Annotated in this window: 16 protein-coding genes; 9 read left to right on the top strand and 7 right to left on the bottom strand. The window is 59.0% G+C overall.

All coding sequences use genetic code 11. The annotated features are described in order from the left end of the window. Positions 1 to 4: 4 nt before the first annotated feature. Positions 5 to 484, bottom strand: a complete 480-nt coding sequence (locus F8562_RS08135; RefSeq protein WP_161506334.1) for a hypothetical protein — start codon at positions 482 to 484, stop codon at positions 5 to 7. 296 nt (positions 485 to 780) lie between these two features. Between F8562_RS08135 and rimO the strand changes: the two genes are divergently transcribed. After that, the gene (gene rimO, locus F8562_RS08130) at positions 781 to 2,106 is read left to right on the top strand and encodes a 30S ribosomal protein S12 methylthiotransferase RimO (protein ID WP_009653812.1); all 1,326 of its coding nucleotides are present in this window, start codon (positions 781 to 783) and stop codon (positions 2,104 to 2,106) included. A gap of 126 nt (positions 2,107 to 2,232) precedes the next feature. Here rimO and gsiD read toward each other — a convergent pair whose 3' ends face one another. The 5 genes from gsiD to iaaA are packed head-to-tail and all read right to left on the bottom strand — an operon-like array spanning position 2,233 to position 8,502. Beyond that, positions 2,233 to 3,144 carry a glutathione ABC transporter permease GsiD gene (gene gsiD / locus F8562_RS08125; RefSeq protein WP_009653837.1) on the bottom strand — a complete coding sequence of 304 codons (912 nt, stop codon included), beginning with the start codon at positions 3,142 to 3,144 and terminating at the stop codon, positions 2,233 to 2,235. 1 nt (position 3,145) lies between these two features. Next, positions 3,146 to 4,066 carry a glutathione ABC transporter permease GsiC gene (gene gsiC / locus F8562_RS08120; RefSeq protein ID WP_009653824.1) on the bottom strand — a complete coding sequence of 307 codons (921 nt, stop codon included), beginning with the start codon at positions 4,064 to 4,066 and terminating at the stop codon, positions 3,146 to 3,148. Positions 4,067 to 4,118: 52 nt separating this feature from the next. Continuing rightward, on the bottom strand, positions 4,119 to 5,657 hold the full coding sequence (gsiB, locus tag F8562_RS08115) for a glutathione ABC transporter substrate-binding protein GsiB (protein ID WP_004849160.1): 1,539 nt from the start codon (positions 5,655 to 5,657) through the stop codon (positions 4,119 to 4,121). Positions 5,658 to 5,694: 37 nt separating this feature from the next. Further along, entirely contained in the window at positions 5,695 to 7,548 is a 1,854-nt protein-coding gene (gsiA, locus tag F8562_RS08110; protein WP_014837890.1) for a glutathione ABC transporter ATP-binding protein GsiA, read from the bottom strand. A gap of 12 nt (positions 7,549 to 7,560) precedes the next feature. Then, positions 7,561 to 8,502, bottom strand: a complete 942-nt coding sequence (gene iaaA / locus F8562_RS08105; RefSeq protein ID WP_014837889.1) for a beta-aspartyl-peptidase — start codon at positions 8,500 to 8,502, stop codon at positions 7,561 to 7,563. A 177-nt stretch (positions 8,503 to 8,679) separates the two neighbouring features. Here iaaA and moeA point away from each other — a divergent pair, with 177 nt between their 5' ends. The 6 genes from moeA (at position 8,680) to F8562_RS08070 (ending at position 16,587) form a co-directional block, all read left to right on the top strand. Then, entirely contained in the window at positions 8,680 to 9,915 is a 1,236-nt protein-coding gene (gene moeA, locus F8562_RS08095; RefSeq protein WP_014837888.1) for a molybdopterin molybdotransferase MoeA, read from the top strand. After that, a complete protein-coding gene (gene moeB, locus F8562_RS08090) occupies positions 9,915 to 10,670 on the top strand; it encodes a molybdopterin-synthase adenylyltransferase MoeB (protein ID WP_014837887.1) in 756 nt (251 codons plus the stop codon). Before moeA ends, moeB begins: the two co-directional genes overlap by 1 nt. 152 nt (positions 10,671 to 10,822) lie before the next feature. Beyond that, on the top strand, positions 10,823 to 11,722 hold the full coding sequence (locus F8562_RS08085) for a glycyl-radical enzyme activating protein (RefSeq protein WP_014837886.1): 900 nt from the start codon (positions 10,823 to 10,825) through the stop codon (positions 11,720 to 11,722). Positions 11,723 to 11,726: 4 nt separating this feature from the next. After that, positions 11,727 to 14,159 carry a formate C-acetyltransferase/glycerol dehydratase family glycyl radical enzyme gene (locus F8562_RS08080; RefSeq protein ID WP_014837885.1) on the top strand — a complete coding sequence of 811 codons (2,433 nt, stop codon included), beginning with the start codon at positions 11,727 to 11,729 and terminating at the stop codon, positions 14,157 to 14,159. Positions 14,160 to 14,368: 209 nt separating this feature from the next. Further along, positions 14,369 to 15,184 carry a Cof-type HAD-IIB family hydrolase gene (locus tag F8562_RS08075; RefSeq protein WP_014228526.1) on the top strand — a complete coding sequence of 272 codons (816 nt, stop codon included), beginning with the start codon at positions 14,369 to 14,371 and terminating at the stop codon, positions 15,182 to 15,184. Positions 15,185 to 15,321: 137 nt separating this feature from the next. Beyond that, positions 15,322 to 16,587, top strand: coding sequence for a DUF1479 domain-containing protein (locus F8562_RS08070; RefSeq protein ID WP_014837884.1), 1,266 nt, complete (start codon positions 15,322 to 15,324; stop codon positions 16,585 to 16,587). On the opposite strand, the gene F8562_RS08065 is transcribed toward F8562_RS08070, so the two are convergent. Continuing rightward, positions 16,584 to 17,684, bottom strand: coding sequence for a LacI family DNA-binding transcriptional regulator (locus F8562_RS08065; protein ID WP_014837883.1), 1,101 nt, complete (start codon positions 17,682 to 17,684; stop codon positions 16,584 to 16,586). The two genes, F8562_RS08070 and F8562_RS08065, sit on opposite strands and share 4 nt — an antisense overlap. Before the next feature lie 271 nt (positions 17,685 to 17,955). Between F8562_RS08065 and F8562_RS08060 the strand changes: the two genes are divergently transcribed. Together F8562_RS08060 and F8562_RS08055 are read left to right on the top strand one after the other, a co-directional pair. Then, positions 17,956 to 19,257 (top strand): MFS transporter, encoded by a 1,302-nt coding sequence (locus F8562_RS08060; protein ID WP_014837881.1) that lies wholly within the window; start codon positions 17,956 to 17,958, stop codon positions 19,255 to 19,257. Positions 19,258 to 19,272: 15 nt separating this feature from the next. Further along, positions 19,273 to 21,636, top strand: coding sequence for a TIM-barrel domain-containing protein (locus F8562_RS08055; protein WP_014837880.1), 2,364 nt, complete (start codon positions 19,273 to 19,275; stop codon positions 21,634 to 21,636). The last annotated feature ends 148 nt before the right edge of the window (positions 21,637 to 21,784 follow it).

The raw sequence follows: 21,784 nt of genomic DNA, 5'->3' as shown, positions 1-21,784 counted from the left end.
CGAATTAGCGGAAGCTCCACTGCACGCTCATCACAAATATGGCCGGGACGATAATGCCCGTTTCCACGCCGAAATAATCGGTAAAATTGTACTGCAGGCCATGATAAATATAGGGAGAGAAACCGACGCCGGTGATTTTCTTCGCCGTTCGATAGGTGCCTGAATCCCCGCAATCGCGAAAGGCTTTAAAGAAAAACTCGCCGGTATAGGCATAGACGCCCTTGAACGTCCAGCCGCTTGCCCCCGCGTACCAGTCTCTTCTCGCCCCTAGCGAGAGGCAGCGGTCGGCAAAGCTATTCTTCATAGTGCCGGCCAACAGGCTGTACTTTGAATCCGCTGACAGCTTGCGCTCAACGGAAAAAAATTGGTTATTGAATTTTTCGTTATATTGACCGTGATTGCCGGTCATGTGATAAACAAAGGAACCGGTATTGACCGAATATAACGCCATCTCGTTGGCATAAACGGGCGTCGCGCCAATCATGGCCAGCGCGCAGACGAAACCACCCAATTTTTTAAACATGGGAAACCTGATAAAAATAAAGACTGAAAGCAGCGGCTATTTTACCGCTTCAGGTTAAACCAGCTCTAAACCGACTTCCCCGGGTTGCAAGATAAAAGATGAATAACTCCCTTATTTTGATTAACAATCTGGATAATCATCCCGATAAAAAGAAACACGGACATCGCCAGGCTAACAAGAAAAGGAGTATAAACTTTCCGCCGATCTCTGTAGAATCCCTGCCCTGACCATCCCAATAATTGAACACTTTTTAAGCTATGAGCAATGTCACCCCTCAGCCGAAGATCGGCTTTGTCTCTCTGGGCTGCCCGAAAAACCTCGTGGACTCAGAACGTATCCTGACTGAACTGCGTACCGAAGGATATGACGTGGTTCCCTCCTACGATAACGCTGATATGGTTATCGTTAACACCTGCGGCTTTATCGATAGCGCCGTGCAGGAGTCGCTGGAAGCGATTGGCGAAGCGTTGAAAGAAAACGGCAAAGTGATCGTCACCGGCTGCCTGGGCGCAAAAGAAGATCAGATCCGCGAAGTGCATCCGAAGGTGCTGGAAATTACCGGCCCGCACAGCTATGAACAGGTGCTGGAACACGTCCACCACTACGCGCCGAAGCCTAAACACAACCCGTTCCTCAGCCTGGTGCCGGAACAGGGCGTGAAGCTGACGCCGCGTCATTACGCTTACTTAAAAATTTCCGAAGGCTGCAACCATCGCTGCACCTTCTGCATCATCCCGTCAATGCGCGGCGATCTGGTCAGCCGTCCGATTGGCGAAGTGCTGGCGGAAGCCAAACGCCTGGCCGACGCCGGCGTCAAAGAGCTGCTGGTGATCTCTCAGGACACCTCCGCCTACGGCGTTGACGTCAAACATCGCAGCGGTTTCCACAACGGTATGCCGGTCAAAACCAGTATGGTTAGCCTGTGCGAAGAGCTGGCGAAGCTCGGTATCTGGGTGCGCCTGCACTACGTCTATCCGTACCCGCACGTCGATGATGTGATCCCGCTGATGGCGGAAGGCAAAATTCTGCCCTACCTCGATATTCCGCTGCAGCACGCCAGCCCGCGTATTCTCAAGATGATGAAGCGTCCGGGCTCCGCCGACCGCCAGCTGGCGCGCATCAAGCAGTGGCGCGAAGTCTGCCCGGAACTCACCCTGCGCTCGACCTTTATCGTCGGCTTCCCGGGTGAAACGGAAGACGATTTCCAGATGCTGCTCGACTTCCTGAAAGAAGCCCGCCTCGACCGCGTCGGCTGCTTCAAGTACAGCCCGGTGGAAGGCGCGACCGCCAACGAACTGGCGGATCAGGTGCCGGAAGAGGTGAAAGAAGAGCGCTGGAACCGCTTTATGCAGCTGCAGCAGCAGATCTCCGCCGAGCGCCTGCAGGAGAAAGTCGGTCGTGAAATTATGGTGCTGATCGACGAAGTGGATGAAGAAGGGGCAATTGGCCGCAGCATGGCCGATGCGCCGGAAATCGACGGCGCGGTCTACCTGAACGGTGAGAGTAAAGTCAAACCGGGCGACGTTGTGCGGGTGAAAGTCGAACACGCCGACGAATACGATCTGTGGGGCAGCCGGGTTTAATTCCGGCCGCTTAACCTATCCCGGATGAAGGCGCTCGCGCGCCTTATCCGGGCGACAAAACCGCACAGGATTAACGTGCGGAGTGCTTTCCCGGACACCTGTCCGGGCTGCACAATCCTCGAACGCCTACCCTTTTATCCTCGGATCCAGCGCATCGCGCAGGCCGTCACCCAGCAGATTAAACGCCAGCACCGTCAGAAAAATCGCGATTGCCGGGAACAGCGCCACGTGCGGCGCCATCACCATATCCGCCCGCGCCTCGTTCAGCATCGCCCCCCACTCCGGCGTCGGCGGCTGCGCGCCAAGCCCCAGAAATGACAGGCTGGCAGCGGAGATAATCGACACCCCGATACGCATCGTAAAGTAGACCACTATCGATGATACCGTTCCGGGCAATATATGATTAAACAGGATGGTAGCATCGCTGGCGCCGATGCTGCGCGCCGACTCAATAAAGGTCTGCTGCTTAAGCACCAGGGTATTGCCGCGCACCAGACGCGCAAAAGCCGGGATCGAAAAGATCGCCACCGCGATGATGACGTTCGACATCCCGCTCCCCATTACCGCCACGACCGCAATGGCCAGCAAAATCCCCGGGAAAGCGAACAGCACGTCGCAGATACGCATAATGATGCGATCCCACCAGCCTTCGTAATACCCGGCCAGTAGCCCAAGTACGGTGCCGATGGCCGCGCCGATGAATACCGCCAGTACCCCGGCGGCCAGCGAGATCTGCGCGCCGACCAGCACCCGACTAAAGATATCCCGCCCCAGCGAATCCACGCCGAACCAGTGCATCATTGACGGGCCGTCGTTGAGCCGGTCGTAATCAAAATAGTTTTCCGCGTCGAACGGCGCAATCCACGGCGCCACGATCGCCACCGCAATCAGCAGCAGAACAAATACCCCCGCCCCCATCGCCACCGGCTGACCGCGAAACCGCCGCCAGAACTCGTGCCACGGGGTACGTATCTGCCCGGGTTTAATCCCCGGCATCGCGTTGATAGCCGCTTGTCTTCTCCAGTTGAGCAATCGCACCTTACTTGTACCTGATAGCCGGATTAATGGCGGCATACAGCACGTCCACCACTAAATTAATAAGAATAAACTCCAGCGAAAACAGGAGGACTTCCGCCTGAATCACCGGATAGTCGCGCATCTCCACCGAGTCCACCAGCAGACGCCCGAGGCCTGGCCAGTTAAAGACCTTCTCCACCACGATTGAACCGCCGAGCAAAAAACCGAACTGCAGGCCCATCATGGTGACGACAGGAATCATCGCGTTACGCAGGCCGTGCTTGAGCACCACCAGCGTTTCGCTGACGCCTTTCGCCCGCGCGGTACGCATGTAATCTTCATGCAGGACATCGACGAACGAGGCGCGGGTAAAGCGCGCCATCACCGCCGCCACCGCCGCGCCCAGGGTCAGCGAAGGCAGAATATAGTGGCGCCAGCTGTCGGCGCCCACCGTCGGCAGCCAGCCCAGCTCAACGGAAAAGACCTGCATCAGCAGCATGCCGAGCGCGAACGCCGGGAACGAGATGCCGGTGACCGCCAGCGCCATTCCCAGGCGATCCGGCCAGCGGTTGCGCCAGACTGCCGCCACGATCCCCGCCGCCATACCGAAGATCACCGCCCAGCTCATGCTGGCGAGCGTTAACCAGAACGTGGGCATGAAACGGCTGGCGATTTCGCTGCTTACCGGGCGACGCGAGGCCATCGAGGTACCGAAATCCCCTTGCACAATATTGCTGATATAGTGCCAGAACTGCACGTGCAGCGGCCGATCGAGCCCCAGCTGCTGGCGCACCATTCCCACCACCTGAGCATCGGCTTCCGGTCCGGCAATCAGCCGCGCCGGGTCCCCGGGCAGCATATGCACGAACAGAAACACCAGCACCGCCACAATCAGCAGCGTGGGGATCAGCCCCAGCAGGCGTTTAATCACATAATTGAGCATGCTTCTCCTTGCGCGAAGTCCCCGCAGCCTGCGCCCGGGGACCCGCAGCTATCTACTTAAGATCCGCCTGTTCAAAGCTAAATCCGGTATCCGGCTGGATATAGAATCCGGTCAGATTTTTACTGTGCGCCGAGACCAGTTTCTCTACCACCAGCGGCACCCACGGCGACTCTTTCCAGATAGTATCCTGCGCGTCTTTATACAGCCGCGTTTTTTCCTGCGCATCGGTGGTTTTCAGCGCGTCGTTGAGGTCTTTATCCACCTGGGGATTGCTATAGAAAGCCGTATTGAACAGGGTCGGCGGCCAGTTCTGCGACGCGAACAGCGGCGACAGCGCCCAGTCCGCTTCTCCGGTCGACGCCGACCAGCCGGTATAGAACATGCGTACGCCGCTCTCTTTCTGCCCTTTACCTTCCACTTCCGCCGCGCGCTGGCCCGCATCCATCGCCGTCAGCTGCGCCTTAATGCCCACCTGCGCCAGCTGCTGCTGGGTAAACTGCAGCACTTTCTGCGCCGTACTGTGGTTGTGCGACGACCACAGCGTGGTGCTAAATCCATTCGGATAGCCCGCCTCTTTCAGTAGCTCGCGGGCCTTCGCCGGATCGTACGGCCAGGCGCTGTAGCTTTCAGCGTAGGCAATTGACGGCGGCACCACGCCGGTCGCCGGGGTGGCATAGCCCGCAAAGGCGACTTTTACCAGCGCCTGACGGTTAATGGCGTAGTTAATCGCCTCGCGCACTTTGGGGTTATCAAACGGCTTCTGCGTCACGTTCATGCTGATATAGCGCTGCATGATCGACGGGCTGGCCACCAGCTCCAGCTTGCTGTTTTTCGCCAGCAGCGGCGCCTGCTCGTAAGGGATCGGGAACGCAAACTGCGCTTCGCCGGTCTGCAGCATCGCCGCGCGGGTATTGTTATCCACGACCGGGCGCCAGGTGATGGAGTCCAGCTTCGGCAGCCCCGGCTGCCAGTAACCAGCGAACTTCTTCACTTTAACGAAGTCGGTCTGATTCCAGGTGTCGAGCTGGTACGGGCCGGTGCCAACCGGATGGAAACCAATCTCTTTACCATATTTCTTCAGCGCCGCCGGAGAAATCATCGCCGTCGCCGGGTGGGCCAGAATATTGATAAACGCAGAGAAAGGTTGTTTGAGGGTGATTTTCACCGTTGTCGGGTCAACAGCCTCGGTGCTGGCGATATTTTTATACAGGTTATAGCGCTTGAGATGATTTTCCGGATTGCTGGCGCGATCGAGGTTCGCCTTAACCGCTTCGGCATTGAACTCGGTTCCGTCCTGGAACTTCACCCCCGGATGCAGCTTAATGGTATACACCAGGCCGTCCGGGGAAACGGTATAGCTTTCCGCCAGCACGTTTTGCAATTTCATCTCTTTATCAAGGCCGAACAGCCCCTGATAGAACGACTTCGCGACGGCCTGCGACAGCGTGTCGTTAGCATCATACGGGTCGAGGGTCGTAAAGTTAGAGCCGACCGCCACCACCACATCTTTTGCGGCAAAGGCCGGAGCCGCTGTCAGCGCCGAAGCGACGCCCAGCGCCAACAGCCATTTTCCTGAAACGCGTTGAGTCATGTTGTTCTCCTGAAATGCTGCATTATTGGTGTCGTTGTTAGCGCGCCAGCACGTCGGCGGCGGGCTCTCTGGCAACAAAGTGCCCCGGTCCCACCTGCTGTAATGGCGTACTGATCCCCTCTTCGCCCCGCTTGAAGATGTTGCCCGGCAGCTCGTCTGAGAGCAGCACGCGCTGCGGACGACGATGCGCAGGATCGGCCACCGGAACGGCGGCCATCAGTTTACGGGTATAGGGGTGCTGCGGGTTTTCAAACACGGCGCGGCGCGGGCCGATCTCGACAATGCGCCCGCGATACATCACCGCCACGCGGTGGCTGATGCGCTCAACCACCGCCATGTCATGGGAGATAAACAGAAATGCGATACCCATCTCACGCTGTAGATCGAGCATCAGATTGATAATTTGCGCACGAATCGACACATCAAGCGCCGATACCGACTCATCGGCAATCACCACTTTCGGATTGAGCGCCAGCGCGCGGGCAATACAGATGCGCTGCCGCTGGCCGCCGGAAAACTCGTGCGGATAGCGCCACGCATGCTCCGGCTCCAGCCCGACGCGTTCCAGCAGCCAGCTGACCCGCTCACGAGCGGCATCGCCCTCCAGCAGCCGATGCACGCGCAGCGGTTCCATAATCGAATAGCCCACCGTTTGCCGTGGGTCGAGGGAAGCGTAGGGGTCCTGAAAGATAAACTGGATATCGCGGCGCAGCGCCTGAAGCTTACTGTCCGTCAGCGTATCAATCCGCTGGCCGTTGAAGGTGATGCTGCCGCCCTGAGTTTCCACCAGCCGCAGCAGCGCCCGGCCGGTCGTTGATTTACCGCAGCCGGACTCCCCCACCAGGCTCAGGGTTTCGCCGGGCCATAAATCAAAGCTGACCTTTTCGACCGCATGCACCTCGCGGGTAATGCGGTTGAGGATGCCGCTGCGCAGCGGGAAGCGCGCCACCAGATCGCGAACTTTCAGGATCGGTTCCCCGGGCACAACGGTGTTCTGCCCCTCCGGCGACGGGCTCTGGTTTAACAGCGGGAAGCGGCGCGGCAGTGAAGTGCCGCGCATTGCCCCCAGCCGCGGCACCGCGGCCAGCAGCGCCTGAGTATACGGGTGCTTCGGGGCGCGGAAAATCTCCTCCACGCTGCCGGTTTCCACCGCTTCGCCGCGATACATCACCAGCACGCGGTCGGCGATATCGGCAACCACGCCCATATCGTGGGTAATAAAGATAACGCCCATCGCCATCTCTTTTTGCAGGACGGCGATCAGCTGTAAAATCTGCGCCTGAATAGTCACGTCCAGCGCGGTGGTCGGTTCATCGGCAATCAGCACAGCCGGTCGGCAGGAGAGCGCCATGGCGATCATCACCCGCTGACGCATCCCGCCGGAAAGCTGATGCGGATAGCGCGAGAGCATGGCTTCCGCTTCCGGAATGCGCACCTGATCGAGCATTTTCTTCGCTTCGCGCAGGGCCTCATCATGCTTCAGCCCCTGGTGTAAGCGGATAGATTCGGCAATCTGTTCACCGATGGTGAAGACCGGATTCAGTGACGTCATCGGCTCCTGGAAGATCATCGCCATATCCGCGCCGCGCACGCCGCGCATCTCGGTTTCAGACTGTTCGCTCAGCTCAATCACCTGCCGGCTGCGACGACGCAGCAGCAGCGCATCGCTGCGCACTTCGCTGACCGCCTGGTCGAGCAGGCGCATCAGCGCCAGGGACGTCACCGACTTCCCGGAGCCGGACTCGCCGACAATCGCCAGCGTCTCGCCGCGCCGCAGGGTAAACGACAGGTCGCGGACGGCGGAAAAAGCCTGCTGCTGCTGATTGAACACGACGTTCAGGCCGCGCACCTGCAGAACATCATCGGCATCGATTTCTTGACTATGCGGCAACGCCCTTTCCTCTTATTCGCGATAAATACCAATCGTGGGCGTATCGCCCGCATAACACCAGGCCCGGTACATGCCTTCGCTATTAAACGGCAGCGCCACGTTGCCTTCTCTGTCGATGGCGATCAGGCCGCCGCTGCCGCCCAGCGCCGGAAGTTTCTCCATCACCACCCTTTCGCAGGCCTCCTGCAGGCTGAGCTGGCTATACTCCATCAGCGCCGAAATATCGTAGGCCGCGAGCGTACGTATAAACACTTCGCCGGTACCGGTACAGGAAACGGCGACGCTGGCGTTATTGGCATAGCAGCCCGCACCGGGCAGCGGGCTGTCGCCGACGCGTCCCGGTAGCTTATTGGTCATGCCGCCGGTGGAGGTCGCCGCCGCGAGGTTGCCCGCCAGATCCATCGCGACCGCGCCGACGGTGCCCATTTTGTGCCGCTCATCCAGCGGCGCGGCGTGGTGATCGAGCACAATATCGTCGCCCTCCTGCGCCTGACGCAGCTGCAGCAAACGCTCGGAAGTCGAAAACAGGCTGTTATCGACCCGCGCCATACCGCGGGAAGCAGCAAACGCTTCCGCCCCCTCGCCAATCAACAGCACGTGCGGGCTTTGCTCCAGCACCAGCCGCGCCGCCAGCACCGGATTGCGTAAATGCTGAACCCCGGCCACGGCCCCCGCCTGTAAGCTGTAACCATCCATCACGCAGGCATCGAGCTCATGGCGGGTATCGCGGGTAAATACGGAGCCAATACCGGCGTTAAATAACGGGCACTCCTCCAGCAGCCGGACCGCTTCGGTTACCGTATCCAGCGCGCTGGCCCCGGCAGCCAGCATTTTTTGTCCACTATCGACAATCGCCGACAGCGCCGCCACGTACTCCCGCTCGCGCGCCGGCGTCATCTGCGCGCGGCTAATCGCCCCGGCCCCGCCGTGAATTGCTATAACCGCCTTACCCATTGCGCCATTCCTTAACGATAAAGTGTATAAATATCATTATCGTGCTGACTGTCCTATACAATTTTTGAATATAGAAAGAGCGGACGGTGATGTAAAGCTTGTCGCCAGATGGGTTATAGCCCGTCTCTCTTTTCTGCCATAATAGGCGTTTTCGATGTTTGCCCGCAGGAGAAACCCATGGATTTTACCGCCGGACTGATGCCGCTCGACACAGCCCTGACCCAGATGCTCACTCGTATTACGCCGCTGAATGCGACGGATACCGTACCGCTGTTGCAGGCCTTTTCGCGCGTGACCGCCCATGATCTCGTTTCGCCGCTTAACGTTCCCGGTTTTGATAACTCGGCGATGGACGGCTACGCCGTGCGCCTGGCGGATCTCACCGACGGCGCAGCGCTGCCGGTGGCCGGCAAGGCCTTCGCCGGTCAACCCTTTGACGGCGTCTGGCCCGCGGGCACCTGTATCCGCATTATGACCGGCGCGCCGGTGCCGGAAGGCTGCGACGCGGTGGTGATGCAGGAGCAGGCCGAACAAACCGATGAGGGTATCCGCTTCCTCGCCCCGGTGAAAAACGGGCAGAATATTCGTCGTCTTGGCGAAGACATCGCCCACGGCGCGGTCGTCTTCCCCGCAGGTACCCGCCTGACCGCCGCCGAGCTGCCGGTCATCGCCTCGCTGGGGATTGCCGAGGTTGAGGTGGTACGTAAAGTGCGGGTGGCAGTCTTCTCCACCGGCGATGAGCTCCAGCTGCCGGGCCAGCCGCTGGCCGACGGGCAAATTTACGATACCAACCGCCTGGCGGTGCACCTGATGCTGCAGGAGCTGGGCTGCGAGGTCATTAACCTCGGCATTATTCCCGACGACCCGGCTAAACTGCGTGAAGCCTTTATTCAGGCTGACCAGCAGGCCGACGTGGTGATTAGCTCCGGCGGCGTTTCCGTCGGCGAGGCGGACTACACCAAAGCGATCCTCGAAGAGCTGGGGGAAATCGGCTTCTGGAAGCTGGCGATTAAGCCGGGTAAACCTTTCGCTTTCGGCAAGCTCAACCACAGCTGGTTCTGCGGCCTGCCCGGCAACCCGGTTTCCGCAACGCTGACCTTCTACCAATTGGTTCAGCCGCTGCTGGCGAAGCTGTCCGGCAACGTCGGGCAAGCTCAGCCGATGCGCCTGCGCGTTCGCGCCGCCTCCGGCCTGAAGAAATCGCCGGGCCGCCTCGATTTTCAGCGCGGCGTGCTGCAGCGCGGTCCGGACGGCGAGCTGGTGGTTAGCAGCACCGGTCACCAGGGCTCGCATATCTTCAGTTCATTCAGCCTCGGCAACTGCTTTATCGTTCTCGAACGCGAGCGCGGCAACGTGGAAGCGGGCGAATGGGTGGAAGTCGAGCCGTTTAATCATCTGTTCGGAGGGCTGTAATGGGCGTGGAGCTGAGCGATGCGGAGATGCTGCGCTATAACCGGCAGATTATTCTCCGCGATTTCGATTTTGACGGTCAGGAGCAGCTGAAAGCCTCCCGCGTGCTGGTCGTCGGCCTCGGTGGGCTGGGCTGCGCCGCCGCGCAGTATCTGGCGGCGGCAGGCGTGGGCCTGCTAACCCTGCTCGATTTCGACACCGTCTCGCTCTCCAACCTTCAGCGCCAGACGCTGCACAGCGACGACACCATCGGCCAGCCGAAGGTCGACTCCGCCCGCGCCGCGCTGGCGCGGATTAATCCCCACGTTCAGCTCACGGCGCTCAACGCGCGGCTGGAAGACGAGGCGCTGGCGGAGCAAATCGCCGCCCACGATCTGGTGCTCGACTGTACCGACAACGTCGCGATCCGTAACCAGCTCAACGCCGGATGTTTCCGCCATAAAACGCCGCTGGTCTCCGGCGCGGCGATTCGCATGGAAGGGCAAATCAGCGTCTTTACGTATCAGGAAGATGAACCCTGCTACCGCTGCCTGAGCCGCCTGTTTGGCGAAAACGCCCTCACCTGCGTCGAAGCCGGCGTCATGGCGCCGCTGGTCGGCACCATCGGTTCGCTGCAGGCGATGGAAGCGATTAAGCTGCTGGCCCGCTACGGCAGCCCGGCAACGGGAAAAATCGTCATGTACGACGCCATGCGCTGCCAGTTCCGTGAAATGAGGCTGCCGCGTAACCCTCACTGCGAGGTGTGCGGTACGCCCTGACCCTTTTCCGGCGGCGCTGTCGCCGGATGTTTTGTGACCCGCAGCGGCATTTTAACCTTCATTCTCCTTCCTCTTTATGCTTGTTGATTTATATCAATGCAGCTTTCATTCGAAAGTAATTTAATCTTCATATGCAAATAAGAGGGTGAATCATGATCTTCAACATTCAGCGTTATTCAACCCATGACGGCCCGGGGATCCGCACTGTTGTCTTCCTCAAAGGGTGTTCGCTGGGCTGCCGCTGGTGCCAGAATCCGGAAAGCCGCGCCCGCACGGCGGATTTGCTGTATGACGCCCGCCTTTGCCTGGACGGCTGCGACCTCTGCCAGCAGGCTGCGCCGGAGGTGATTACCCGCAAGCTGGACGGTCTGATTATCCACCGCGAAAAGCTCACCGATGCGCATATCGGCAAATTGCGCGACTGCTGCCCGACCACGGCATTAACCGTGTGCGGCGAAGAGAAAAGCGTCGACGAGATTATGGCCACGGTGCTGCGCGACAAACCGTTTTACGACCGCAGCGGCGGCGGCGTCACGCTTTCCGGCGGCGAGCCGTTTATGAATCCCGAACTGGCCCGACAGCTGTTTGAGGCCAGCCACAACGCGGGGATCCACACCGCGGTCGAAACCTGCCTGCACGTGCCGTGGAAATACGTCGAACCCGCTTTGCCGTTTATCGACCTGTTTCTCGCCGACCTCAAGCACGTCAACGAAGCGATTTTTCAGCAGTGGACGGACGGCAGCGCTCGCCGGGTGCTGGATAACCTGCAGCGCGTCGCGCAGGCCGGAAAGAAAATCATCATTCGCGTGCCGCTGATCCAGGGCTTTAACGCCAACGAAAGCGATATTGCCGCCATTACCGATTTTGCCGCTGACCGTTTACAGGTTGGCGAGATCCACTTCCTGCCTTACCACACCTTAGGCATGAATAAATACCAATTACTCAGTCAGCCCTATACCGCTCCGGATAAACCGCTTGCTGCACCCGAGCTGCTCGCCTTCGCGCAGCGCTATGCTCAGAGCAAAGGTTTAACGGCGACTCTACGAGGATAACCTTATGACAACGTTGAAACTGGACACTCTGAGCCCGCGCATTCAGGCGCATAAAATGGCGCTGGTGCATATCGTTAAGCCGCCGGTTTGTACCGAGCGCGCCCTGCACTATACCGAAGCCTATCAGCAGCACCTGGATAAGCCGATCCCGGTACGCCGCGCGCTGGCGCTGGCTCATCACCTGGCGGAACGCACGATCTGGATTAAGCACGATGAACTGATCGTCGGCAACCAGGCCAGCGAAGTTCGCGCGGCGCCTATCTTCCCGGAATACACCGTTAGCTGGATCGAAAAAGAGATCGACGACCTCGCCGATCGCCCCGGCGCCGGGTTTGCCGTTAGCGAAGAGAACAAACGCGTGCTCCACGAAGTGTGCCCGTGGTGGCGCGGTCAAACCGTACAGGATCGCTGCTACGGCATGTTTACCGACGAGCAAAAAGCGCTGCTGGCGACCGGCATTATCAAAGCCGAAGGCAATATGACCTCCGGCGACGCTCACCTTGCGGTTAACTATCCGCTGCTGCTGGAAAAAGGCCTCGACGGCATGCGGGCGAAAGTCGCCGAGCGCCGTTCGCGCATTAACCTGACAGTGCTGGAAGATCTGCACGGCGAGCAGTTCCTTAAAGCCATTGATATCGTGCTGGAAGCGGTCAGCGACCACTGTAAGCGCTATGCCGGGCTGGCGCGCAGCATGGCCGCGACGGAGAGCCGCGAATCCCGCCGCGACGAGCTGCTGGCGATAGCCGAAAACTGCGATATTATCGCCCACGAGCCGCCGAAAACCTTCTGGCAGGCGCTGCAGCTGTGCTATTTCATCCAGCTGATTCTGCAGATCGAATCCAACGGTCACTCGGTCTCTTTCGGCCGTATGGACCAGTATCTCTACCCTTACTATCGCCGCGACATTGAGCTGGCACAATCATTGGATCGCGAACACGCCATCGAACTGCTGCACTGCTGCTGGCTGAAGCTGCTGGAAGTGAACAAAATTCGCTCCGGCTCGCACTCTAAGGCTTCCGCCGGTAGCCCGCTGTACCAGAACGTCACCATCGGCGGCCAGAATCTGGTGGACGGCAACGCGCAGGACGCGGTGAACCCGCTCTCCTACGCCATCCTGGAATCCTGCGGTCGGCTGCGTTCGACTCAACCTAACCTCAGCGTGCGCTATCACGCGGGCATGAGCAACGACTTCCTCGACGCCTGCGTGCAGGTGATCCGCTGCGGCTTCGGCATGCCGGCGTTCAACAACGATGAAATCGTCATCCCGGAATTTATCAAGCTGGGGATTGAGCCGCAGGACGCGTACGACTATGCCGCTATCGGCTGCATCGAAACCGCCGTCGGCGGTAAATGGGGCTATCGCTGCACCGGGATGAGCTTTATCAACTTTGCCCGCGTCATGCTGGCAACCCTGGAAGGCGGCCGCGACGCCACCAGCGGCCAGGTTTTCCTGCCGCAGGAACATGCGCTGTCAAAAGGCAACTTCGACAACTTTGAACAGGTTCTGGCCGACTGGGATACGCAGATCCGCTACTACACGCGCAAATCTATCGAGATTGAGTACGTGGTCGACACCATGCTGGAAGAGAACGTGCACGATATTCTCTGCTCGGCGCTGGTCGATGACTGCATCGAGCGCGCGAAGAGCATCAAGCAGGGCGGCGCGAAGTATGACTGGGTATCCGGTCTGCAGGTCGGCATCGCTAACCTCGGCAACAGCCTGGCGGCGGTGAAGAAGCTGGTGTTCGATCAGGGCGTTATTGGTCAGCAGGAGCTGGCAAAGGCGCTGGCTGAAGACTTCGAAGGCCTGACCCACGAGCAGCTGCGCCAGCGCTTAATCAACGGCGCGCCGAAATACGGCAACGATGAAGACAGCGTGGATATGCTGCTGGCTCGCGCCTACCAGACCTATATCGACGAGCTGAAGCTGTATCATAACCCGCGCTACGGTCGCGGCCCGATCGGCGGCAACTACTACGCCGGCACCTCGTCCATTTCCGCCAACGTGCCGTTTGGCGCGCAGACCATGGCGACGCCGGATGGCCGTAAAGCGCACTCGCCGCTGGCGGAAGGGGCCAGCCCGGCCTCCGGTACCGACCATCTCGGGCCGACCGCGGTAATCAGCTCGGTGGGCAAACTGCCGACCGGCTCAATCCTCGGCGGCGTACTGCTTAACCAGAAGCTGAACCCGGCCACGCTGGAGAACGAATCCGATAAGCAAAAACTGATGGTGCTGCTGCGCACTTTCTTCGAGGTGCATAAAGGCTGGCATATTCAGTACAACATCGTGTCGCGCGAGACGCTGCTGGAAGCGAAGAAACACCCAGACCAGTATCGTGATTTAGTGGTCCGGGTGGCCGGTTACTCGGCGTTCTTTACCGCCCTGTCGCCGGATGCACAGGACGATATTATCGCCCGTACCGAGCATACGCTGTAAGTCACATTCCCCGGCTTGCGCTACGCTTAGCCGGGCTACAGGTTCGAAGCCGTTTACGGGCCGGTAGTTCGGGTAAGGCGTTTACGCCGCAATCCGGGGTTTTATGCTGCACAGAGGTGAACGCAAACTTTCATTCGAAATAAATTTGTGCTCCCCATCACATTGTAATTAGAATGTTACTGGTCGAAGTTAAGCCAGGAGCATGTGTTATGACCGTTAAAGTTATCGTCACCGATATGGACGGAACTTTTCTCAATGACGCCAAGCAGTATGACCGCTCGCGTTTTCTCGCGCAGTTCGCGCAACTCCAGCAGCAGGGTATTGAGTTCGTGGTCGCCAGCGGCAACCAGTACTACCAGCTGATCTCTTTTTTCCCGGAAATCCGTGACCAAATCTCCTTTGTTGCCGAGAACGGCGCGCTGGTTTACGAACGCGGTCAACAGCTGTTCCACGGCGAACTCACCCGTCATGAATCCCAGGTCGTCATTGGTGAACTGCTGAAAGACCCGCAGCTCAACTTCGTCGCCTGCGGCCTCGAGAGCGCTTACGTCAGCGAGCGCGCGCCCGAGGCGTTCGTCACCCTGATGTCAAAGCACTACCATCGCCTGCAGCGCATTAGCCGCTATCATGACATCGACGACACGCTGTTTAAGTTTTCCCTTAACCTGCCGGATAGCGAAATCCCGCAGCTTATCGACAAACTGCACGTCTCGCTGGACGGCATCATGAAGCCGGTCACCAGCGGCTTTGGCTTCGTCGATTTGATTATCCCCGGCCTGCATAAAGCCAACGGTATAAGCCGCTTGCTTAAGCGCTGGAACATCTCGCCGCAGGCCTGCGTAGCCATTGGCGACAGCGCTAACGATACGGAAATGCTCAAGCTGGTGAAATACTCTTTCGCGATGGCCAACGCCGCCGAAAGCATCAAGGCGGTGTCGCGTTTTGCCACCGATGATAACAACCACGACGGCGCGCTGAACGTCATTCAGGCCGTCCTCGACCACACCGCCCCGTTCAACGAGTAACGCCACACCCGGGGTTTACCGCCCCGGCTTCCCGTTTTGTGCACCTCCGCATAATTTTAAACTTGCATTAACTTAATTTTAACTTAAATTATCATATGTAAGATAAATTACTTTCGAATGAAAGATGAGAGGTCATTATGGCTGTTACCCATACCTGTGAAACTTTACCCGCCGACCCCAAAGCGGCCATCCGCCGGATTAAACAGGAGCTGCGGGCGCAAATTGGCGACGTGCAGGCGGTGTTCGATCGGCTGACGGCGCGTATCGCCGCGCGTCTGGAAGAGATTGACGCCCTTAAGGCCAGCGGTCAGGACGTCTGGCCAACGATCCCGTTCGCCGATATTGCCCGGGGCCAGGTCACGGAAGCCCAGCGCGAGCTCATCAAGCGTCGCGGCTGCGCCGTTATCAAGGGCCATTTTTCTCGCGAACAGGCGCTGGCGTGGGACAACGCAATGCTCGAGTATCTCGACCGCAACCATTTCGATGACGTTTATAAAGGTCCCGGCGATACCTTTTTCGGGTCGCTGGAAGCTTCGCGCCCGGAAATCTATCCGATTTACTGGTCCCAGGCGCAGATGCAGGCGCGACAGAGCGATGAAATGGCCGCCGTGCAGTCGTTCCTCAACCGTCTGTGGACCTTTAACCGCGACGACAAGCAGTGGTTCGACCCGGACGTCAGCGTCATTTACCCGGACCGCATTCGCCGCCGCCCGCCGGGAACCACCTCGAAAGGTCTGGGGGCGCATACCGATTCCGGCGCCCTGGAGCGCTGGCTGCTGCCGGCCTATCAGAAAGTGTTTGCCGACGTGTTTAACGGCAACATTGATGCTTACGACCCGTGGGACGCGGCGCACCGCACCGAAGTCGAAGAGTATACGGTCGACAACACCACCAAATGCTCGGTGTTCCGCACCTTCCAGGGATGGACCGCGCTCTCCGATATGATCCCCGATCAGGGTCTGCTGCACGTGGTGCCGATCCCGGAAGCGATGGCTTACGTGCTGCTGCGTCCGCTGCTCGACGATGTCCCGGAAGATGAGCTGTGCGGCGTCGCGCCGGGCAAGGTGCTGCCGATTTCGGAAAAATGGCACCCGCTGCTGATCAAAGCCTTAAGCTCTATTCCGGCGCTGAATGCGGGCGATTCGGTATGGTGGCACTGCGACGTGATCCACTCGGTCGCGCCGGTGGAAAATCAGCAGGGCTGGGGCAACGTGATGTATATTCCCGCCGCGCCAATGTGCGAGAAAAACCTCGCCTACGCGCAGAAGGTCAAAGCGGCGCTGGCGCGCGGCGCTTCGCCGGGAGATTTCCCCCGCGAGGATTATGAAAGCGACTGGGAAGGCCGCTTTACGCTGGATGACTTAAATATCCACGGTAAGCGCGCGTTGGGGATGGCGAATTAATCATCATATAGCCCCTTCGCTTCAACGGCGGTACGGCGGTTACCGGCGCGTATCCGCCGCACCGAATCGCGTACCGCCAGCGTCCCATGCAGGAGTAACGCGCCGTGCGGCGCATCGGGACGGATCAGTCTCTGCTGTAATAAATGTACCGCTTCGACCCCTAATTCATCGCGTGGGACGTGGACGGCGGTTAGCGGTACATCCTGGATCGCCGCCAGGTTAAAGCCGTCGATGCTCATGACGGAAACATCCTGCGGGACGCGCAAACCGCGTTTTTGTAATGCGGCGATCGTGCCTGCCGCCATAAAATCACCGCCCACCAGAAATGCCGTCGGCAGCGGGCCATCGCCGCGCTGATCCAGCCACTCCCCGACTTTTTCCTCGGTATCCCTGGCGCTGAAGTTGGCCACAGCGAGTAAATCCCTGCCGTCAACGAAACGGAGATTACGCGCCCGCCACGCCTGCTTAATGCCCAGCAGACGCAGCTCCATGGTATAGCGGCGCAGGCACATCACGTTCATGATCGCCTGATGCCCCATCTCAAACAGATACCGGGCGGCGAACTGGCCGATCAGCCGATGATCCGGCGCCACGGAGGGTAAACGCATTCCCGCGTCGTGGCAGTTAATCATCACGCAGGGCTTCGCCAGATCGGCCGCCAGATCGTGAATATGCGGATCGTCGATACCCAGTAAAATCGCGGCCTGGGTCGATGCTTCATGCATGCGCTGCAAAAACAAATTGGCATCGCTGTCGTTCTCTTCCAGCGCGCAATAGCGCAGGTGTACCTCATGCGGCATAAGGGCGCTATTGATGCTTTGAATCACCCGATAGTAGTAAATATCCGTGCGTTCATCGAAAGCGCGCTGAGGGGCAAAGACCACCAGATTATTGAGCAGCATTCGCCCGGCGGCGATACCCTCCATCACGCCCAGCTCGCGGGCGCAATCCAGTACCCTCTGGCGAGCCCTGGCGCTGGTATTTGCTTTTCCCGCCAGCACCCGCGATACCGTGCTCACCGACAGCCCGGTACGCGCCGCGATTTCGCTCACTTTCAGCTTTTTGTCCATTTTGTGATCGCGCTCTACTTTGCTCATGAAAAAATTTTCATATTGAGAATGTGAATATTTTTAAGCGATTTGGCGATGTCATACTGCGATCTGGATCGTCCCATGAAAATATTTGCAGAATTGTCGCTATTGCCCGCTCGCATTCTCCCTTAGCCTGAATTGGTCCAACACCTTTGAGATTAGTCAACCAATAGTGTCGAGACATCAACCTTAACAAACAACGAAATAGAAAATTTTTGCGACAACTCAGCAAGCGGGTTGGTCAATTTTCCCTACTACATGTCTCGTGGAGAGTTCTATGAGCCAAGGCCTCAATAATGATATGGCGGTCAGTAAATCGCGCCGCATAGTGAAGAACCTGCGCTGGTGGATGCTGGTGCTGTTTTTACTCGGCGTCACCGTTAACTACATCACGCGTAATTCGTTGGGGATTATCGCCCCGGAACTAAAAACCTCCCTGGGTATTACCACTGAACAGTACTCATGGATAGTCGGCGCTTTTCAGCTGGCGTACACCATTTTCCAGCCGCTCTGCGGCTGGCTTATCGACGTTATTGGCCTCAAGCTCGGCTTTATGATCTGCGCCACCCTGTGGGCCATCGCCTGCATCGCCCATGCCGGGGCGGGGAGCTGGCTGCACCTGGCGATTCTGCGCTTTTTCATGGGCGGCGCTGAGGCGGCGGCGACGCCAGCCAACGCCAAAACGCTGGGTGAGTGGTTTCCAAAATCCGAGCGGCCGATCGCGGCAGGCTGGGCGGGCGTCGGCTTCTCCGTGGGCGCCATGCTGGCGCCGCCGATTATCTACTTCGCACACGCTTCGTTCGGCTGGCAGGGGGCATTCATGTTCACCGGCGCGCTGGCGCTGCTGTGGGTCGTACTGTGGTGGGCGTTCTATCATAACCCGGAAAAACACCCTAACCTCGGCAAAGCTGAGCTGGCGCTGATCCAGCAGGACAATGAAACGCCGCCGGTCAAACTGCCCTTCTTTACCGCGCTGAAAACCGTATCGAAAAACAAGCGCTTCTACGGTATCGCCATTCCGGCCTTTATGGCTGAGCCCGCCTGGGCGGTGCTGAGCTTCTGGGTACCGCTCTACCTGGCGAAAGAGCACGGCATGGATTTAAAACAAATCGCCATGTTTGCCTGGCTGCCGTTTCTGGCGGCCGACCTCGGCAGCGTCGCCAGCGGCTATCTGACCAAACTGTATACCCGCTGGTTCGGCTGTTCGCGGGTGAACTCAGTGGTCGCCAGCTCCGTCACCGGCGCCTTCCTGATGATTTCGCTCGCCACCGTGGCGATCACCCGCGATCCCTATATCACCATCGTGCTGATTTCGATAGGCGGCTTCGGCCACCAGATCATCTCCTGCATGCTCAGCGCGCTGGTGGTGGAGTCGTTCGATAAAGGACAGATGGCGACCGTGAACGGGATGCGCGGCTCCGCCGCCTGGATCGCCAGCTTTCTGTTCTCGCTGCTGATTGGCGTCACCGCCGACAAAATCGGCTTCAACCCGCTATTTATCGCCATGGGGTTCTTTGACCTGATTGGCGCGGTATTCCTGGTGGCATTTATTGCTGAACGTCGCGCAAAACGCGCCTGAGAGTGGATGTAAAAAATGAAGACTTTGAAAAACTGGACTTTGCACCAACGGCTGGACCACCACGTTGAGCTGATCGTAGACGGCCAGCACACCCTGTGTCTGTACGTGCTGGAAGAGAATATGTTCCGCGTGCTGCTAAAGCGGCACGGCCAGCTGGCGCTGGATCGCACCTGGAGTATCGCTCCCCAGCAGGACGTGCCGTGGGAAGGACGCCCGCGCGAAGATTTGAGCGGCTTTAGCCTCCCCGCCTGGCAGCTCACGGAGCATAGCGATACCCTGAGCATCGCCACCGACCAGCTGCGCGTCACCGTCCACCAGCCGCTGTGGCTGGAATGGAGCTATCGCGATGAGGCCGGCGAGTGGCAGCCGCTGGTTAACGACCGCCCCACCAGCGCCTACCTGGCGAATGCGCACGGCGACGGCGTTGCCCACTACCTGAGCCGACGCAAAGACGAACGCTTCTACGGTCTGGGCGAAAAAGCCGGCGATCTGCAGCGAAACGGGAAGCGCTATGAGATGCGTAACCTCGACGCCATGGGCTATAACGCGGCGAGCACCGACCCGCTGTACAAACATATTCCGTTTACCATCGCGCAGCGTAGCGATGTCAGCTACGGTCTGTTTTACGACAACCTGAGCAGCTGCTGGCTGGATCTCGGCAACGAAATCGATAATTACCATACCGCCTATCGCCGCTGGCAGGCGGAAGCCGGCGACATCGATTACTATCTTTTTTCCGGCAAACGGGTACTGGATATCACCAAAGCGTTCGTACGCCTGACCGGCAAAACGCTGTTCGGACCGAAATGGAGTCTCGGCTACAGCGGTTCGACGATGCACTACACCGACGCGCCGGATGCGCAAAACCAGCTGATGAACTTCATCCGCCTGTGTGATGAACACGCCATTCCGTGCGATTCGTTCCAGCTCTCTTCCGGCTATACCTCGATTGACGGCAAGCGCTACGTCTTTAACTGGAACAACGACAAGGTGCCGCAGCCGAAGGTGATGAGCCAGGCCTTCCACGATGCCGGACTGAAGCTCGCCGCCAATATTAAGCCCTGCCTGCTGCAGGACCATCCGCGCTATAACGAGGTCGCGGAGCGCGGGCTTTTTATCCGCGATTCACAGGCGGATGCTCCCGAGCGCTCCAGCTTCTGGGATGACGAAGGGTCGCACCTTGACTTTACCAACCCGCAGACCGTCGCCTGGTGGCAGGAAGGCGTGACAACCCAGCTGCTGGAGATGGGTATCGACTCCACGTGGAACGATAATAACGAGTATGAAGTCTGGGACGGCGAAGCCCGCTGTTACGGGTTTGGCGAGGAAATTGCCATTAAACATATTCGCCCGCTCATGCCGCTGCTGATGATGCGCGCGTCGCTGGAGGCTCAGCAGCGCTTTGCGCCGCACAAACGACCGTACCTGATCTCTCGCTCCGGCTGCGCCGGGATGCAGCGCTACGTCCAGACCTGGAGCGGCGATAACCGTACCAACTGGGATACGCTGCGCTATAACACCCGCATGGGGCTGGGAATGAGCCTCTCCGGGCTGTTCAACGTCGGACACGATGTTGGCGGCTTCTCTGGCGATAAACCGGACCCGGAGCTGTTCGTGCGCTGGGTACAAAACGGCGTTATGCATCCGCGCTTTACCATTCACTCGTGGAATGACGACCAGACGGTCAACGAAGCCTGGATGTACCCGGAAGTCACGCCGGCTATCCGTTCAGCCATTGAGCTGCGCTATCGTCTGCTGCCGTACCTCTATACGCTGCTGTGGCAGGCTCACGCCGACGATGAACCGATGCTGCGTCCGACCTTCCTCGATCACGAACGCGATCCGCAGACGTTTGCCGAATGCGACGACTTCCTGCTGGGTCGCGATCTGCTGGTCGCCAGCGTCGTCGAACCCGGTGAGCGTCAGCGCCGCGTCTGGCTGCCGGCCAATCAGGACGGCTGGTACGACTTTGATAGCCACCAGTGGTTCGCGGGAGGCCAGTGGATCGTCCTTGATGCGCCGCTGGAAAAACTGCCGCTGCTGGTTCGCGCCGGAGCAGGCCTGCCGCTGAGCGAGCGTATCCGCCACGTCGATGCGCAAAAAGACGATTGCCGCGAGCTGAAACTCTTCCCGCTGAAGGGCGTGGGGACCCGTCGCGGCCTGCTGTTTGAAGATGATGGCGAAAGCTGGGGCTATCAGAATGGCCATGCGCTGTGGGTAGAATGGGAAATGGTTTGCGATAGCGCCAGCATCAACCTGAAGGTGAACGCGCGCGGCGATTATCGTCCGGCGTGGAAAGCGCTGAAGGTGTCGTTGCCGGCGGGGGAAAAACGCAGGCTGCTGGTGAACGGTGAAGAAAGGAGCGAGTGGCGAGTATAGCCCTCACCTTTTTCGCGTTGCCACCGGGAAATTCAGCCACGCAGCCTCTGCTCCCGGGGGCGGCGCTTGACGCGCCTTTCCCGGGCTACAGGTTCACCGCCGTCTGTGGGCCAGTAGCCCGGACAGATGCGCAGCATCGCCTCCGGGG

The organism is Klebsiella sp. RCJ4 (assembly GCF_009025755.1).
Lineage (GTDB): Bacteria > Pseudomonadota > Gammaproteobacteria > Enterobacterales > Enterobacteriaceae > Klebsiella > Klebsiella michiganensis.
This window is presented reverse-complemented; position numbering and strand designations above follow the sequence as displayed.

Bases quoted from the DNA above. Each gene is read 5' to 3' on its own strand.
- F8562_RS08135 (WP_161506334.1), bottom strand. From the start codon at position 484: ATGATTGGCGCGACGCCCGTTTATGCCAACGAGATGGCGTTATATTCG.
- rimO (WP_009653812.1), top strand. From the start codon at position 781: ATGAGCAATGTCACCCCTCAGCCGAAGATCGGCTTTGTCTCTCTGGGC.
- gsiC (WP_009653824.1), bottom strand. From the start codon at position 4,066: ATGCTCAATTATGTGATTAAACGCCTGCTGGGGCTGATCCCCACGCTG.
- gsiB (WP_004849160.1), bottom strand. From the start codon at position 5,657: ATGACTCAACGCGTTTCAGGAAAATGGCTGTTGGCGCTGGGCGTCGCT.
- iaaA (WP_014837889.1), bottom strand. From the start codon at position 8,502: ATGGGTAAGGCGGTTATAGCAATTCACGGCGGGGCCGGGGCGATTAGC.
- moeA (WP_014837888.1), top strand. From the start codon at position 8,680: ATGGATTTTACCGCCGGACTGATGCCGCTCGACACAGCCCTGACCCAG.
- moeB (WP_014837887.1), top strand. From the start codon at position 9,915: ATGGGCGTGGAGCTGAGCGATGCGGAGATGCTGCGCTATAACCGGCAG.
- F8562_RS08085 (WP_014837886.1), top strand. From the start codon at position 10,823: ATGATCTTCAACATTCAGCGTTATTCAACCCATGACGGCCCGGGGATC.
- F8562_RS08080 (WP_014837885.1), top strand. From the start codon at position 11,727: ATGACAACGTTGAAACTGGACACTCTGAGCCCGCGCATTCAGGCGCAT.
- F8562_RS08075 (WP_014228526.1), top strand. From the start codon at position 14,369: ATGACCGTTAAAGTTATCGTCACCGATATGGACGGAACTTTTCTCAAT.
- F8562_RS08070 (WP_014837884.1), top strand. From the start codon at position 15,322: ATGGCTGTTACCCATACCTGTGAAACTTTACCCGCCGACCCCAAAGCG.
- F8562_RS08065 (WP_014837883.1), bottom strand. From the start codon at position 17,684: ATGAGCAAAGTAGAGCGCGATCACAAAATGGACAAAAAGCTGAAAGTG.
- F8562_RS08060 (WP_014837881.1), top strand. From the start codon at position 17,956: ATGAGCCAAGGCCTCAATAATGATATGGCGGTCAGTAAATCGCGCCGC.
- F8562_RS08055 (WP_014837880.1), top strand. From the start codon at position 19,273: ATGAAGACTTTGAAAAACTGGACTTTGCACCAACGGCTGGACCACCAC.